Source organism: Phenylobacterium sp. (assembly GCF_036677185.1).
Lineage (GTDB): Bacteria > Pseudomonadota > Alphaproteobacteria > Caulobacterales > Caulobacteraceae > Phenylobacterium.
Window position 1 is genome coordinate 21,790 of sequence record NZ_JAKFEN010000038.1, and the last position, 15,195, is coordinate 36,984.

Consider the following 15,195-nt stretch of genomic DNA (forward strand, 5'->3'; position numbering starts at 1 on the left):
GCCGTGAGCCTAGCGGCGCCCGCCGCGCGCGTCAGCCCCCACAGACCCCTTGAACCTAGCCGCCGGACTCCCAAGCTGTGGTTTGAGTGAGGAGCTGCGCTTGACCCACGTCATCTTCCCCGCTGGACCCGACGACGCCGAGGACCTGGCCCGCATCCATGTGGCCTCCTGGCGCGAGACCTATCGCGGCCTGCTGCCCGACTCCTACCTGGCCCGGCTGTCGCCCGGCGTGCACACCCGGCGCTTCCGGATGAGCCTGCTGCGCCCCGGCGAACACGAGGCGACCCTGGCCGCCGCCGACCGCCAGGGCCTGGTGGGCTATGTGGCCGGCGGCCCCTCCCGCGCCCGGCGGCTTGGCGAGGCGGAGATCACCACCCTCTACCTCCTGAAGACCGCCCAGGGCCAGGGGACCGGCCGGCGGCTGGTCTCGTCCATCGCCCGCGTGTTCGCGGCCAATGGCGCCACCTCCCTGTTGATCTCGGTGCTGCGCGACAACATCCCGGCGCGAGGCTTCTACGAGCACCTCGGCGGCCAGGCCGAGGCCCCCCGCCGCGAGGCCGGCCCCGGGGGCGTGACCTATGAGGTCAGCTATCGCTGGCCTGAGATCGGGGCGCTGCTGGACGGCTGAGCCGGATTTCCGGATGATCGACGGCTGGCGCCTGACGCGCCATCCAAGGGCGGGGGCGTTTCATGGGTGTTTCGCGTCGGACTTTCCTCACCGCGCTCGGCCGCGCCGGCGGCTATGGCGCGGTTTTCACCGCCATGCAGGCGCTCGGGCTGCTGGCGGCCTCGCCGGCCTATGCGGGGCCGCCGGAGCTGCCGGCCGGCTCCGGGCGCGGCATCAAGGTGGCGGTGCTGGGCGGCGGGGTCGCGGGCCTGGTCTCGGCGCTCGAGTTGCGCAAGGCCGGCTACGAGGTCACCGTCCTGGAGGCCCTGGACCGCCCCGGTGGGCGCAGCTGGACCATCCGCGGCGGCGACACCGTGCGCCAGCTCGGCCGTCCGGACCAGGTGGTCGACTGGGCCCGCGAGCCCAACCACTATTTCAACGCCGGCCCCGGCCGCATCCCGCAATCGCATCACGCCGTGCTGGCCTATTGCCGCGACCTGGGCGTGCCGCTGGAGGTGATGGTCAACGCCAATCGCGCCGCCAAGCTCGACTTCAACGGCCAGGTGGTCACCAACGGCCAGGCGACCAACGACACGCGCGGCGCGTTTTCCGAACTCCTGGCCAAGGCCATCGACCGCCGGGCCCTGGACCGCGAACTGACCGGCGTCGATCGCGAACGGCTGATGGCCTATCTCTCGGCCTACGGGGCGCTCGACCGCAACAAGACCTATGCCGGCTCCGACCGCGCGCTGTTCTCCACCCATCCCGGCGCCTACCTGCAGGCGCCGGTGAACGCCCCGCCCCTGCGCCTCAGCGACATGGCCCAGGCGAGGTTCTGGGGGGTCAGCCTGCTGTTCGAGGAGTTCGCCGACATGCAGGCGACCATGCTGCAGCCGGTGGGCGGCATGGACCGGATCGCTTACGCCCTCTACGAGCGGGTGAAGCCCGCCGTGCGGCTGGGCTGCCGGATCCAGGCCATTCGCCGCGCGGGAGCCGGCGCGAGGATCACCTACACGGAGGGCGCCGCCGAGCGGGTCCTGGACGCCGACCACGTCATCTGCACCCTGCCCCTGCCGGTCCTGGCCAAGATCCCCTCGGACTTCTCGCCACCGGTCAAGGCCGCCGTCGCCGATGGGGCGCGGGGCTATTTCAGCGGGACCAAGGTCGCCTTCGAGACCCGCCGGTTCTGGGAGCAGGACGACTTCCAGTTCGGCGGCCTGGGCTGGACCGACGAGATCAACGAGACGGTCTGGTATCCCTCCGGCGGGCTCTCGGAGAAGACCGGCATCCTGGTGGGCGCCTATTCCATCGGCTTCTCGTCGCCCGTCGCGCCGGGGCGATTCGCCGCCCTGCCCTTCGAGGAGCGCTTCGAGATCTGCCGCCGGGTGATCGAGAAATTCCATCCCGGCCGCGGTCGCGAACTGGCCAGACCGGTCACGGTCTGCTGGGCCCAGACGGAATTCGCCGAGGCCGCGGCGGTCGGATGGCAGGAGTCCCAGCGAGCGCACGCCTACGCCCTGCTCTGCAAGCCGGACGGGCCGTTCCTCTTCGCCGGCGAGCACATGAGCTATCTCAACGCCTGGCAGGAGGGCGCCGTGCTCTCGGCCCACGAGGCCATCAAGCTGATCCGCGCCCGGGTCGCGGCCTGATCCAGAGGACGTAGGCGCCGCCGTCCAGGCGGCCACCTCAAGCTCGCCCTAGGCGCTGGTCACGTCTTCCCAGAAGCGCTTGGCCTTGCCGATGAAGTTGGCGGACTTGGGGTGCTGCTGCTCGCCGGAGAGCTCGGCCAGTTCGCGCATCAGCTCCTTCTGGCGGGCGCTGAGCTTGCTCGGGGTCTCGACGAACAGCTCCACCACCAGGTCGCCGCGTTCGCGCGAGCGGAGGGAGGGCATGCCCTTGCCCTTCAGGCGCACGGTGCGGCCGGTCTGGGAGCCCTCGGGCACCTTGACCTCGATGCGGCATTCGCCGTCGCAGTTCTCGCCGCCCATCAGGCAGGGGGCCTCGATGTCGCCGCCGAGCGCCGCCACGTACATCGGCACCGGCACCGTGCAGAGCAGGTCCAGGCCGTCGCGGTCGAACAGTTCGTGCGGCTTCACCGACAGGAAGATGTAAAGGTCGCCGCGCGATCCGCCGCGCGCGCCCGCATCGCCCTCGCCGGCCAGCCGGATCCGGGCGCCGTCGTCCACGCCGGCCGGGATGCGCACCTGCAGGACGCGTTCCTTCCGCACCTGGCCGTGGCCGTGGCAGTCCTCGCAGGGGTCCAGCACCAGGCGGCCGGAGCCGCCGCAGCGCGGGCAGGCCCGCTCGATGGAGAAGAAGCCCTGGCTGGCGCGCACGCGGCCCGCGCCGCCGCAGCTGCCGCAGACCGTCGGGCTGGAGCCGGGCTTGGCGCCCGACCCCTCGCAGGTCTCGCAGGTGATGGAGGCCGGGACGGTGATCTCGACCTCGGAGCCGGCATAGGCCTGCTCCAGCGTGATCTCCAGGTCGTAGCGCAGGTCCTGGCCCCGGGCCGGGCCGCCGCGCTGACGGCCGCGACCGCCGAACATGTCGCCGAAGACGTCGCCGAACACCTCGTTGAAGATGTCGTTCACGTCGTGGAACTGGCCGTTTCCGCCGCCGCCATTGGCGCCGTTGACCCCGGCGTGGCCGTAGCGATCGTAGGCCGCACGCTTCTGTGGATCGGAGAGGACGGAATAGGCCTCGTTGATTTCCTTGAATCGGCCCTCGGCCTCACCGCAGCCGCCATTGCGGTCAGGGTGATGTTCCATGGCCAGCTTGCGGAAGGAGGCCTTCAGGGCCGCGTCGTCCGCGCCTCGGGCTACGCCCAGGATGTCGTAATAATCCCGCATCTTATGTCAGGCGTTCAAATTGATCTGTGTGAATGAGGTGGGTGGGCGCGAGCATCGCTGCAAGGTCTGGTCCAACCGAGCTCTCCGCGCAAATGGACGGACGCCCCAAGGGCGCCTTCTCGCAAGGCCTGCGGAAAGCGCCCATGGGGCGAAACGTCACGCCGACTTCTTCTGGTCGTCGTCGTCGCCGACTTCCTCGAACTCGGCGTCGACCACGTCGTCGCCCGAGGCTTCCGGCTGATCCCCGGCCGCGCCGCCGCCCTGCTGGGCCGCGTACATGGCCTCACCCAGCTTCATCGAAGCCTGGATGAGGGTCTGGGTCTTGGCGGCGATCGCCTCGGCGTCGTCACCCTCGCGCGCCGACTTCAGGTCGGTGAGCGCCGTCTCGATAGCGTCCTTGTCCGGGCCGACGATCTTGTCGCCGTGCTCGGCCAGCGCCTTCTCGGTCGAGTGGATCACCGCCTCGGCCTGGTTCCTGGCTTCCACCAGGGCCTTGCGCTTCTCGTCCTCGGCCTTGTTGGACTCGGCTTCCTTGACCATCTTGTCGATGTCGGCGTCGGAGAGCCCGCCATTGGCCTGGATGCGGATCGACTGCTCCTTGGCCGTGGCCTTGTCGCGGGCCGAAACGTTCACGATGCCGTTGGCGTCGATGTCGAAGGTGACCTCGACCTGGGGCACGCCGCGCGGGGCCGGCGGGATGCCGACCAGGTCGAACTGACCCAGCATCTTGTTGTCGGCCGCCATGGGCCGCTCGCCCTGGAACACCCGGATCGTCACGGCCGACTGGTTGTCGTCGGCGGTGGAGAAGGTCTGGGAGCGCTTGGTCGGGATGGTGGTGTTGCGTTCGATCAGCGGGGTGAAGACGCCGCCCAGGGTCTCGATGCCCAGGGTCAGCGGGGTCACGTCCAGCAGCAGCACGTCCTTGACGTCGCCTTGCAGCACGCCGGCCTGGACCGCGGCGCCCAGCGCCACGACCTCGTCCGGGTTCACGCCGGTGTGCGGCTCACGGCCGAAGAACTCCTTCACCGTCTCCACGACCTTGGGCATGCGGGTCATGCCGCCGACCAGGATCACTTCGTCGATGTCGGACTTCTTCATGCCCGCATCCTTCAGCGCCTGCTCGCAAGGACCGACGGTCTTGGCGACCAGGTCCTCGACCAGGGCCTCCAGCTTGGAGCGCGACAGCTTGATGTTCAGGTGCAGCGGGCCCGAGGCGTTCATCGAGATGAAGGGCAGGTTCACCTCGTACTGGGCCGTGAAGGAGAGCTCCTTCTTGGCCTTTTCGCCTTCTTCCTTCAGGCGCTGCAGGGCCAGCTTGTCCTTGCGCAGGTCAACGCTGGTTTCCTTTTTGAACTCGTCGGCCAAGTAGTCGACGATCCGCAGGTCGAAGTCCTCGCCGCCCAGGAAGGTGTCGCCGTTGGTGGACTTCACCTCGAAGACGCCGTCGCCGATCTCCAGGATCGAGACGTCGAAGGTGCCGCCGCCCAGGTCGTAGACGACGATCTTCTTGCCTTCGTTCTTCTCCAGCCCGTAGGCGAGCGCCGCGGCGGTGGGTTCGTTGATGATGCGCAGGACCTCAAGCCCGGCGATCTTGCCCGCGTCCTTGGTGGCCTGGCGCTGGGCGTCGTTGAAATAGGCCGGGACCGTGATGACGGCCTTCTCGACCTTTTCGCCCAGGTGCTGCTCGGCCGCTTCCTTCATCTTCTGCAGGATGAAGGCGGAGACCTGCTGGGGCGAATAGTCCTTGCCCTGGGCCTTGACCCAGGCGTCGCCCGTGGGACCCTTGACGATCTCGTAGGGCACCATGTGCTTGTCTTTTTCGACCACCGGATCGTTGTAGTTGCGGCCGATCAGCCGCTTGATGGCGAAAAGGGTGTTGGACGGATTGGTCACGGCCTGGCGTTTGGCCGGTTGGCCGACGAGGCGTTCCCCGTCCTCCAAGAAGGCCACCACCGAAGGGGTGGTGCGTACGCCTTCGGCGTTCTCGATCACTTTGGGCGTTTTGCCGTCCATGATGGCCACGCACGAATTGGTCGTGCCCAGGTCGATGCCGATGATCTTGCTCATATCGAGTCTTGCTCGCTCCTGAATGGCGGACGCCGTCTGAAGGGCCTTCGGATGAAGCACCCCGTTTCTTCTCAACGTCCCCGGTTCGAATAAGGGCTCGGCCGGTTAACCCACGGGGAAACCGGCGTCGAGTCGCGATATGGGATCGCCCGCGCCCCCTACAAGGGTAATGACCCTAATCAATGCGGGGGCTTGATGGATCGATGTTCGGCCAAGCTTCTAGAATCCTTGCATAAGCTGGCGCGGAATGAGGCGCGGCCCCGCCCCGGCGCGCCAGGTAGGAATGCTGCACCACCATGGCTTGCTGCTCGATATTCAACGCGGAAAATTCCCGACCGTCGGTCGGATCATAGGCATAGGACGCCGGACCGTCCCCGCAGCGCAGTTTGGCCAGCGGCAGGTTGACCCCGGACTGGGCCTGCCAGACGTGGACCAGTTCGTGCACCAGCACCGAGCGGATCCACAGCGGCGCCTGAGAAAAGTCGGCATAGGCGCCCATGGCCGGCCACACCACCAGCCGCCCGTTGGGGACGAATGGCCGGTTCCAGATCGGGATGCTGAAGATGCGGATGCGGGCCAGGGCCAGGGCCGCGCCGAACACCTCGTCCGAAAGCCGCCGCTCGCCGTCGGTCAAAGCTCGCCATCGCAGCGGCTTCATGAGCGAAATACCGTCCATCGCCCCTATATGGACCCTGATGAGCCCTGCTTCGACCATCGGTTTGCGCCTGCTGCCCGGCGCCCTGGACCTACCCGCCCAGCAAGCCCTGCTGGACGAAGTCATGGCCCGGGTCCAGGCCGCCCCCTTCGTCCGTCAGGTGACCCCGGGCGGCAAGCCGATGAGCGTGGCCATGACCAGCTTCGGGGCGCTCGGCTGGACCACCGACGCCTCCGGCTACCGCTACGAGCCGCGCCATCCGACCACCGGCGCGCCCTGGCCCGACATCCCCCAGGCCCTGCTGGATCTCTGGGCCGAACTCGCCGATCCCAAGACCCCGCCCGACGCCTGCCTGGTCAATTTCTACGACGCGCAGGCGCGGATGAGCCTGCACCAGGACCGCGACGAGGCCGACTTTGGTTTCCCCGTGCTCTCGGTCTCGCTGGGCGACACGGCGGTGTTCCGGGTCGGGGGCCTGAAGCGCGGCGATCCCACGCGTTCCGTGCGGCTGGCCTCGGGCGACGTCTGCCTGCTGGCCGGGGAGGCGCGGCTGATCCATCACGGGGTGGATCGGATCCTGCCCGGGTCCTCGCGGCTGATTCCGGGGGGTGGGCGGATCAATCTGACCCTGCGGCGCGCGGCCCCCGCTTGAGCCGCCACCGGCCCAATGCGGCCCCAACGCGCCTTTGACTCCGCCGCCCCGCCGGACGCAAATGGAGGCGCTTACCGCAAGAGGTCACTGGTCATGGTCGTGCTCACCCCCACCCGGCCGGAAGGCGCCGAACCCGAGGATTTCCACCTTTCCCGCCGCGGGCTCGCTGCTGCCGTGCTGGCGAGCTACGCGCTCGCCGCCCGCTCCGCGCAGGCCGAACCCATCGTCACCGACGCCGCCGGCCTGGTCACCGAGATGGTGATGGTCGAGACCCCCGACCGCGCCATCCCCGCCTTCGTCGCCCGGCCGGACGCCAAGGGCCGCTTCCCCGTGGTGGTGGTGATCCCCGAGGTCTTCGGCCTGCACGAGTACGTCCGCGACGTCTGTCGCAGGCTTGCCAAGCTGGGCTATGTGGCGATCTCGCCGGACCTCTTCGTGCGCCAGGGCGACCCGTCCAAGGTCGCCAACTTCGCCGAGATCCGAAAGATCGTGGGCGACGCCTCCGAACCCCAGATCATGGGCGACGTCGCCGCGACGCTCACCTTCATCAAGGCCCAGAAATACGCCGACAAGGGCAAGATCGCCATGACCGGCTTCTGTTGGGGCGGAGCCATCGTCTGGCTGTCCTCGGCCCGGTTCAAGGATCTCAAGGCTGGCGCGGCCTGGTACGGCCGCCTGTCGGCCCCCAAGCCCGGCGAGTTCCTGGGCGAGCCCAACCGCACCTGGCCGCTGCAGGTGGTCGGCCAGCTGGGCGCCCCGGTGCTCGGCCTCTATGCCGGCAAGGACGGCGGCATCCCGGTCAGCGACGTCGAGGCCATGCGGGCGGCCCTGGTCGCGGCCAAGAAGGCCAGGTCCGACCTGGTGCTCTATCCGGACAGCCAGCACGGCTTCCACGCCGACTACCGCGCCAGCTACGACGCCACGGCCGCCGCAGACGCCTGGAACCGCATGCTGGCCCACTTCGCGGCCAACGGCGTCAAGCCGAAGAGCTATCGGTAAGACGAGCCGCATTCCCAACGCTCGTCATCCTCCGGTCGTCTGAAAGACGATCCGGGGGACGCTGGCGGCTGACTCTCAGGACTTGGCGGAATCGGCTTGGGTCTCCTGGATCTCGCTTCGCGAGCCCGGAGGATGACGATTGTTTTTGGACCGTCAGTAGGGCGGCTGTTCCGGCGGCGGCGGCAGCGCCTCGATCAGGTCGCCGACCTTGTCCTCCGGCGCCGGCGCCTTGGGCGCGGCGGCGGCCTTGGCGGCGGCGAGCGCCTTGGCCTCGGCCTCCAGCCTGGCCATCTCGGCGGCGCGGACTTCCTCGGTCTTCTCGGTGGTGTCCTCTTCGTCGGCCTTTTCCTCGGGCGGGGGAGGCGGCGGATCGGTGACCAGCAGCTCGCCCACCGGCTGGGCGTCGGTGGCTTCGAGGGCCGAGGCCGCTCCGCCCGCCGATTCGCCGGGCAGCCGCGGCTTGTCGGGCACGTTGCGAAGGCCCAGCGCGAAACCGCTGACGGCGCAGACGGCGATAATCACGGCCACGACCCGCAGGGCGCTTTGAGGCATGCTCCACATGGCCGCGAACCTAATCGGCTCTGGGCCCGGCCACAATCGGCGACAGCGCGATAGCCGAAAGTGGACGCCGGTTTCGGCGGCGATCGCGCGCAGGAAAGCTGCGAAAAGGCCGCACTCTCGTCACGGCAGAGTAAACGCCTCTTAACCCTCTAGGCCGCAGATATGGCGTTTCCAGAACGGGGAGCGGCGGCATGGCGCGGATGGCGCGGAAAACGGGTTTGGAGTTGGGGCTGCACATCGCGGGCCTCGCCTGGACCCATCCGACCACCGCGCGGCTCAGAGGCGGGCTGATCGCCGCCGCCGGCCTGGCCTTCGCCGTCGCCCTCGTCACCTACAACGCCGCCGATCCCAGCCTGAACGCCGCCTCGGCCGTCGCCCCGCTCAACGCCCTGGGCGGCCCCGGAGCCGCCGCCGCCGACGCGGGCATGCAGTCCCTAGGCCTGGCCGCCGGGGTCGCCGCTCTGCTGATGGTGCTGTTCGGCCTCTATCGCGCCGCCTCGCCCCAGCCCGACCAGACCCGCGGCCTGGTGCGGCTGCGCGCCTTCGTGGGCGCCCTGGGGGTCCTGGCGCTGGCCGGACTGCTCTCGGCCCCCGCCCCGCCGGCCGCCTGGCCGCTGGCCAAGGGCCTGGGCGGATTCTGGGGAGACGGCCTGCTGCGCGGCCTGGCCGGTGTCTTCGCCTACGCCCACGTGCCGCTCGGAACCGTGCTCTCGGCGGGCCTGCTGGCCGCCGCGGCCGCCACCGGCCTGGGCTACGCCATCGGCGTGCGCCGCGACGAGCTCGCCGCCGCCCTGCTCTGGATCCGCGAGGCCACCCAGAAGCGCCCGGCCCCGCCGCCGGCCAAGGCCGAGGCCCGCCCCTCGGTGGCCCGCCGCGCCCGCGCCGCCAAGGGTGAGGGGATTCCCGCCTCGTCCCTGGCCGATCCGCTTCCCCCGGCGCCGGCGCCCGCCGCTGAGCTGCTGACCGCGCCCGTCGCGATCAAGGCCCCCAAGGCCGGCCCCAAGGATTCCGGCCGCGAGCAGCGCGAGGCCCAGGGCGCCTTCGACTTCGTCAAGCCGGGCGGCTTCGCCCTGCCGGAGCTGGCCATGCTGGCCAAGCCCAAGCCCCGCGCCTCGGCCTTCGACGAGGGGGCCCTGCGCCAGAACGCCCAGCTGCTGGAAAGCGTGCTCGCCGAGTTCGGCGTGCGCGGCGCCATCGACCAGATCCGTCCCGGCCCGGTGGTCACCCTCTATGAGCTGGTCCCGGCCGCCGGGGTGAAGTCGGCTCGGGTGGTGGCGCTCAGCGACGACATCGCCCGCTCCATGTCCGTCGCCGCCTGCCGCGTCAGCGTGGTGCCCGGCCGCAACGCCATCGGCATCGAGCTGCCCAATGCGCGGCGCGAGACCGTCTATCTCCGCGACCTGCTGGCCAGCGCCGAATACGAGCGCTCGACCCAGGCCCTACCCATGGCGCTGGGCGAGAATATCGGCGGCGAGCCCTATATCGCCGACCTGTCGAAGATGCCCCACCTGCTGATCGCCGGCACCACCGGCTCCGGCAAGTCGGTGGGCGTCAACGCCATGATCCTGTCGATCCTCTACCGCCTGCCCCCCGAGCAGTGCCGGTTCATCATGATCGACCCGAAGATGCTGGAGCTCAGCGTCTATGACGGCATCCCGCACCTGCTGGCGCCCGTCGTCACCGACCCCAAGAAGGCCATCGTCGCGCTTAAGTGGACCGTGCGCGAGATGGAGGACCGCTACCGCCTGATGTCGAAGATCGGGGTGCGCAACGTCGCCTCCTATAACGAGCGCGCCAAGGAGGCCTCGGCCAAGGGCGAACACTTCGAACGCACCGTCCAGACCGGCTTCGACGACAACGGCCGGCCGATCTACGAGAGCGAGCGGATCGATCCCAAGCCCATGCCCTATCTGGTGGTGGTGATCGACGAGGTCGCCGACCTGATGATGGTGGCCGGCAAGGAGGTCGAAAGCGCCGTCCAGCGCCTGGCCCAGATGGCCCGGGCCGCCGGCATCCACCTGGTGATGGCGACGCAGCGCCCGTCGGTGGACGTGATCACCGGCACCATCAAGGCCAACTTCCCGACCCGGATCAGCTTCCAGGTCACCTCCAAGATCGACAGCCGCACCATCCTGGGCGAACAGGGCGGCGAGCAGCTGCTGGGCCAGGGCGACATGCTCTACATGGCCGGCGGCGGGCGCATCACCCGCCTGCACGGCCCCTTCGTCTCCGACGAGGAGGTGGAGTCGGTGGCCAAGTTCCTGCGCAGCCAGGGCGAGCCCCAGTACCTCGAGGACGTCACCGCCGGCGGCGATGAGGACGAGGACGGCGAAGGGGGCTTCGGCGACGAGGGTGGCGGCTCGGGCGACGATCTCTACGACCGCGCCGTCGCCGTGGTCACCCGCGACCGCAAGGCCTCCACCAGCTATGTCCAGCGCCGCCTGCAGGTGGGTTACAACCGCGCCGCCTCGCTCATCGAGCGCATGGAGCAGGAAGGCGTGGTCAGCCCCGCCAACCACGCCGGCAAGCGCGAAGTGCTGGTAGGCGCCGCGCCTTAGTCAGACGGCTTCGCCGTCCTCGCTCCGCTCGCCCTCACCGACCCTTCGGGCCACCTCTCCCGCAAGCGGGAGAGGGTAGAGAACAAGCCGCAGATCAAACCTCTTCCTCTCCCGCTTGCGGGAGAGGGCAGGGTGAGGGCGAGCGAAGCGAGGGCGCGTCAGCGCCACAAGCCGCGTAGATCGCGTCGCAAACATCCGACCGGCCTTCTAGCACGGAGCTGTTCCAGAAGCGGATCACGCGCAGCCCAAGCTTCGCGAGATACGCCGACCGCCGTGCGTCATATTCGATTGCCTCACCGTGTTGCCCGCCATCGAGCTCGACGACCAGACCCGCCTCAACGCACAGGAAGTCGGCGATGAACGAGCCGCAGGGAACCTGACGTCGCCACTTCCATCCACCGAGCCGGCGATCACGCAGCGCCTGCCACAGATAGGCCTCGGCCCGGGTCTGACCGCGACGAAGATTGCGCGCCCTCTTGGTCGCCAACAGACGCGTCATCCAGCCTCCTCCCACGAGAAAGCTAGCGGATGTTCTGCCTTTGTACCAGGACCTGCAGCTACTCCGCCGCCGCGCGCGCGCCCAGACGCTGGTTGAGCGCCTCGTACTGGGCCCAAAGTTCCTTGGGCAGGCGGTCGCCGAACTTGCGGTAGGCGTCCGGGATCAGGGAGGCCTCCTCGGCCCAGACCTCGGCGTCCACCGAGAGCAGGGTGGAGAGCGCCGCGTCGGCCAGGTTCAGCCCCGACAAGTCCAGGCTCTCCTTGGTCGGCAGGCGGCCGATGGGGGTGTCGACCGCCTCGGCCTCGCCCTCCAGCCGCTGGACGATCCATTTCAGCACCCGGCTGTTCTCGCCGTAGCCCGGCCACAGGAACTTGCCGTCGGCGCCCTTACGGAACCAGTTCACGAAATAGATGCGCGGCAGCTTGGCGGGGTCGGCGGCGGCGCCGACCTTCAGCCAGTGGCCGAAATAGTCGCCCATGTTGTAGCCGCAGAAGGGCAGCATGGCGAAGGGGTCGCGGCGCAGCTCGCCCACCTTGTTCTCCGCCGCCGCCGTGCCTTCCGAGGCGACATTGGAGGCCAGGAACACGCCGTGCGCCCAGTCGAAGGCCTCGGTCACCAGCGGCACGGCGCTGGCGCGGCGGCCGCCGAACAGGATGGCGGAGATCGGCACGCCGGCCGGATCGTCCCACTCGTCGGCGATCACCGGGCACTGGTCGGCCGGCACCGCGAAGCGGGCGTTGGGATGGGCCGCAGGCTCGCCGCCGGGGGTCCAGGCCTGGCCCTTCCAATCGGTCAGGCCCTCCGGCGCGGTGTCGGTCAGGCCTTCCCACCAGACGTCGCCGTCGGGGGTCAGGGCCACGTTGGTGAAGACGGTGTTGGCGTGCAGGGCCTCGACCGCGTTGTGGTTGGTGGCGTGCCCGGTGCCGGGAGCCACGCCGAAGAAGCCGGCCTCGGGATTGATGGCGTAGAGCCGGCCGTCGTCCCCGAACCGCATCCAGCAGATGTCGTCGCCGATCGTCTCGGCCTTCCAGCCGGGGATGGTGGGCTGCAGCATGGCCATGTTGGTCTTGCCGCAGGCGCTGGGGAAGGCGGCGGCCACGTAGCGAACCGCGCCGGTGGGCGAGGTCAGCTTCAGGATCAGCATGTGCTCGGCCAGCCAGCCCTCGTCGCGGGCCATCACCGAGGCGATGCGCAGGGCATAGCACTTCTTGCCCAGCAGGGCGTTGCCGCCATAGCCCGAGCCGTAGGACCAGATCTCGCGGGCCTCGGGGAAATGGACGATGTACTTGATATCGTTGCAGGGCCAGGCGACGTCGGCCTGGCCCGGCGCGAGCGGCGCGCCGACGGAGTGCAGGGCCGGGACGAAGAAGCCGTCCTCGCCCAGCTCGTCCAGCGCGCTCTGGCCCATCCGGGTCATCACCCGCATCGAGATGGCGACATAGGGCGAGTCGGTGATCTCGACGCCCAGGGCGGAGATCTTCGAGCCCAGCGGCCCCATGCAGAACGGCGCCACATACATGGTCCGGCCGCGCATGCAGCCTTCGAAGAGGTTTTCCAGATCGGCCCGCATCTCGTCGGGGTCGAGCCAATTGTTGGTCGGACCCGCGTCGGCGGGATCCTTGGAGCAGATAAAGGTGCGGCTCTCGACCCGGGCCACGTCCTTGGGGTCCGAAAGCGCCAGGAAGCTGTTGGGCCGCGTCTCGGGATTCAGCGGTTTAAGCGTGCCCGCCTTCACCATTTCGGCGGTCAGCGCCGCCCACTCGGCGTCCGAGCCGTCGCACCAGTGGACTCGGTCCGGCTGGGTCATCGCCGCGACTCTGTTTACCCAGGCCAACAGGCCCGCATGCTTGGTCGGAGCTTGGTCGAGCCCCGGAATGGCCTTGCCCATCTAGGCTTCGCCCCTCTTATTCCCACGCCATCACAAAGGCCCACGGCCCGCCGAAGGGGGGCGTCGCGGGCGGTGTCCGGCCGGTGATAAGTATGAATAATCGAGGGCACAAGCTTAACGCGGCAAGTTACCCCGCCGGCGCGAATTGATACCGGTGTCATCGAAATCACGCGCCGATTGACGCGTAGATTCACCAAGCTTCAGCCTGTCGAAATCAGACTTTTGGCATCCCGGCGACTAGCCCGCCTCGGGCTCGAGCACCGCCTCGACCGTGCAGATCACGCCCTCGGGCGGGAAGGCGACATGGGCCGAACCGTTCAGTTCGCGGGCCAGGCCACGCTCGATCAGCCGCGTCCCGAAGCCGCGCCGTGGCGGCGGCGTCACCGGCGGCCCGCCGGTCTCGGTCCAGGTCAGCCGTAGGCGGCGCGAGCGTGGGCCGCGCACCACGTCCCATTCTATGCTCACCCGGCCGTCGGCCGTGCTGAGCGCCCCATACTTGGCCGCGTTGGTGGCCAGTTCGTGTAGGGCCATGGAAATGGCGAGCGCCTCCCGCGGCGAGACCCCGACCTCGGGCCCCTGTCGCAGCACGCGCGCGTCGCCGCGTCCGGCGAAGGGCTCCAGGGTGGCCGCGGCGATCTCACCCAGGTCGGCGCCCGCCCAGGTGCGCCGGGTCAGGACGTCGTGGGCCCGCGACAGCGACAGGATCCGCGCCTCGAAGTCCACCCGCACGTCCTGCGGCGAAATTGCGCCGCGCAGGGTGTGGCTGGCGATCGACTGCACAGTGGCGAGCGTGTTCTTCACCCGGTGGTTCAGCTCGTTGATCAGCAGCCGCAGCCGGGCCTCGCCTCGCCGTCGCTCCAGAGCCTGCCAGCCCTGGTCGACCACCGCGGCGACCAGGGCCTCGTCATCGTCCGTCCAGCGGCGCGGTCGCGCCATATGGGCCGACACCGCGGCCACGATGCGCCCATCGCGCATCAGCGGGACCATCAGCACCGCGCGGACCTTCAGGGGGGCGAAGGCCGCGACGGCGTCGCGGGTCAGGCGATCGGCCGCCACGTCGGCCACCCGCAGGGTCCGCCCGGCCCGAACGGCCTCGGCGGCCTCGGCCCCGAAGTCGCTGAGCGCGTGGCGCCCGGAGATCGGCGGCAGGCCGTCGTGGCGCCAGCCGTCGTCGATCTCGAAATGCTCGCCGTCGGGATCGAACTCCTTGTAGCCGGCCCGGTCGGCGCCAAGCCGGTCGCTCAGTAGGGCCGAGGCGACGCGCCGGATCTCGCCGTCGCTCGCCGCCGCCCGCAGGCGTTCGGCCAGCTCGACCTGGAAGCTCAACCGCCGCTCCGCCCGCACCTTGGCCGTGGTCTCGGTGCAGGCGCAGAACAGGCCGCCCACCCCGCCGCTCTCGTCGCGGATGGGACTGTAGGAGAAGGTGTACCAGGTGTCCTCGGGATAGCCGTTGCGCAGCATCACCAGGTGCAGGTCCTCCGACCATGTGGCCCGGCCGGAGAGCGCCTCGCCGATCAGCGGGGCGAGGTCGCCCCAGATCTCGCTCCAGATCGCCTCGAAGGGGTGGCCCAGCGCGTCCGGGTGCCTGATCCCCAGGAACGGGGCGTAGGCGTCGTTGTAGATGAAGACCAGCGACGGCCCCCAGGCCAGGAACATCGGGTGGGCGGAGTTCAACATGATGCTGGCGGCGGTGCGCAGGCTCTGCGGCCAGCCGCTCAAGGGGCCCAACGGCGAGCGGGACCAGTCGTGGCTGCGCACGTGGCCGCCCATTTCCCCGCCACCGGTCAGGAAATCATCGGCCCGCGCCACCGGCGCCTGTGTCCCCGAAGCGTCCATGCGGAGTCAACGCGTGAATCCCCA

Annotated in this window: 12 protein-coding genes; 5 read left to right on the forward strand and 7 right to left on the reverse strand. The window is 69.5% G+C overall.

What is annotated here, in order from left to right:
- Positions 1–100: 100 nt before the first annotated feature.
- Positions 101–628, forward strand: a complete 528-nt coding sequence (locus V6M51_RS19570; protein WP_332769879.1) for a GNAT family N-acetyltransferase — start codon at positions 101–103, stop codon at positions 626–628.
- 62 nt (positions 629–690) lie between these two features.
- Positions 691–2,256 carry a flavin monoamine oxidase family protein gene (locus tag V6M51_RS19575; protein WP_332769881.1) on the forward strand — a complete coding sequence of 522 codons (1,566 nt, stop codon included), beginning with the start codon at positions 691–693 and terminating at the stop codon, positions 2,254–2,256.
- Positions 2,257–2,304: 48 nt separating this feature from the next.
- Here the strand turns inward: V6M51_RS19575 and dnaJ are convergent, their stop codons facing one another.
- The 3 genes from dnaJ to V6M51_RS19590 form a co-directional block, all read right to left on the reverse strand.
- A complete protein-coding gene (gene dnaJ / locus V6M51_RS19580) occupies positions 2,305–3,456 on the reverse strand; it encodes a molecular chaperone DnaJ (protein ID WP_332769883.1) in 1,152 nt (383 codons plus the stop codon).
- Between the two features lie 156 nt (positions 3,457–3,612).
- Complete coding sequence (gene dnaK, locus V6M51_RS19585) at positions 3,613–5,547, reverse strand: molecular chaperone DnaK (RefSeq protein WP_332770026.1); 1,935 nt, start codon at positions 5,545–5,547, stop codon at positions 3,613–3,615.
- A gap of 151 nt (positions 5,548–5,698) precedes the next feature.
- A complete protein-coding gene (locus V6M51_RS19590) occupies positions 5,699–6,181 on the reverse strand; it encodes a hypothetical protein (protein ID WP_332769885.1) in 483 nt (160 codons plus the stop codon).
- Here V6M51_RS19590 and V6M51_RS19595 point away from each other — a divergent pair.
- On the forward strand, positions 6,180–6,830 hold the full coding sequence (locus V6M51_RS19595) for an alpha-ketoglutarate-dependent dioxygenase AlkB (protein ID WP_442957868.1): 651 nt from the start codon (positions 6,180–6,182) through the stop codon (positions 6,828–6,830). The genes V6M51_RS19590 and V6M51_RS19595 overlap by 2 nt on opposite strands.
- A 93-nt stretch (positions 6,831–6,923) precedes the next feature.
- On the forward strand, positions 6,924–7,829 hold the full coding sequence (locus V6M51_RS19600; protein ID WP_332769888.1) for a dienelactone hydrolase family protein: 906 nt from the start codon (positions 6,924–6,926) through the stop codon (positions 7,827–7,829).
- 153 nt (positions 7,830–7,982) lie between these two features.
- Here the strand turns inward: V6M51_RS19600 and V6M51_RS19605 are convergent, their stop codons facing one another.
- The gene (locus V6M51_RS19605; RefSeq protein ID WP_332769889.1) at positions 7,983–8,381 is read right to left on the reverse strand and encodes a hypothetical protein; all 399 of its coding nucleotides are present in this window, start codon (positions 8,379–8,381) and stop codon (positions 7,983–7,985) included.
- 200 nt (positions 8,382–8,581) lie between these two features.
- Between V6M51_RS19605 and V6M51_RS19610 the strand changes: the two genes are divergently transcribed.
- On the forward strand, positions 8,582–10,948 hold the full coding sequence (locus V6M51_RS19610; protein WP_332769890.1) for a DNA translocase FtsK: 2,367 nt from the start codon (positions 8,582–8,584) through the stop codon (positions 10,946–10,948).
- Between the two features lie 94 nt (positions 10,949–11,042).
- Here V6M51_RS19610 and V6M51_RS19615 read toward each other — a convergent pair whose 3' ends face one another.
- The 3 genes from V6M51_RS19615 to V6M51_RS19625 all read right to left on the reverse strand — a co-directional run bounded on the left by V6M51_RS19615 (position 11,043) and on the right by V6M51_RS19625 (position 15,171).
- Complete coding sequence (locus tag V6M51_RS19615) at positions 11,043–11,447, reverse strand: endonuclease domain-containing protein (protein WP_332769892.1); 405 nt, start codon at positions 11,445–11,447, stop codon at positions 11,043–11,045.
- A 58-nt stretch (positions 11,448–11,505) separates the two neighbouring features.
- Positions 11,506–13,335 carry a phosphoenolpyruvate carboxykinase (GTP) gene (locus V6M51_RS19620; protein ID WP_332769894.1) on the reverse strand — a complete coding sequence of 610 codons (1,830 nt, stop codon included), beginning with the start codon at positions 13,333–13,335 and terminating at the stop codon, positions 11,506–11,508.
- A 237-nt stretch (positions 13,336–13,572) separates the two neighbouring features.
- Positions 13,573–15,171: an HWE histidine kinase domain-containing protein gene (locus V6M51_RS19625; RefSeq protein WP_332769896.1), complete on the reverse strand. Its 1,599-nt coding sequence runs from the start codon at positions 15,169–15,171 to the stop codon at positions 13,573–13,575.
- Positions 15,172–15,195 lie beyond the last annotated feature (24 nt).

Bases quoted from the DNA above. Each gene is read 5' to 3' on its own strand.
- V6M51_RS19575 (WP_332769881.1), top strand. From the start codon at position 691: ATGGGTGTTTCGCGTCGGACTTTCCTCACCGCGCTCGGCCGCGCCGGC.
- dnaJ (WP_332769883.1), bottom strand. From the start codon at position 3,456: ATGCGGGATTATTACGACATCCTGGGCGTAGCCCGAGGCGCGGACGAC.
- V6M51_RS19595 (WP_442957868.1), top strand. From the start codon at position 6,180: ATGAGCGAAATACCGTCCATCGCCCCTATATGGACCCTGATGAGCCCT.
- V6M51_RS19590 (WP_332769885.1), bottom strand. From the start codon at position 6,181: ATGAAGCCGCTGCGATGGCGAGCTTTGACCGACGGCGAGCGGCGGCTT.
- V6M51_RS19600 (WP_332769888.1), top strand. From the start codon at position 6,924: ATGGTCGTGCTCACCCCCACCCGGCCGGAAGGCGCCGAACCCGAGGAT.
- V6M51_RS19605 (WP_332769889.1), bottom strand. From the start codon at position 8,381: ATGCCTCAAAGCGCCCTGCGGGTCGTGGCCGTGATTATCGCCGTCTGC.
- V6M51_RS19610 (WP_332769890.1), top strand. From the start codon at position 8,582: ATGGCGCGGATGGCGCGGAAAACGGGTTTGGAGTTGGGGCTGCACATC.
- V6M51_RS19615 (WP_332769892.1), bottom strand. From the start codon at position 11,447: ATGACGCGTCTGTTGGCGACCAAGAGGGCGCGCAATCTTCGTCGCGGT.
- V6M51_RS19620 (WP_332769894.1), bottom strand. From the start codon at position 13,335: ATGGGCAAGGCCATTCCGGGGCTCGACCAAGCTCCGACCAAGCATGCG.
- V6M51_RS19625 (WP_332769896.1), bottom strand. From the start codon at position 15,171: ATGGACGCTTCGGGGACACAGGCGCCGGTGGCGCGGGCCGATGATTTC.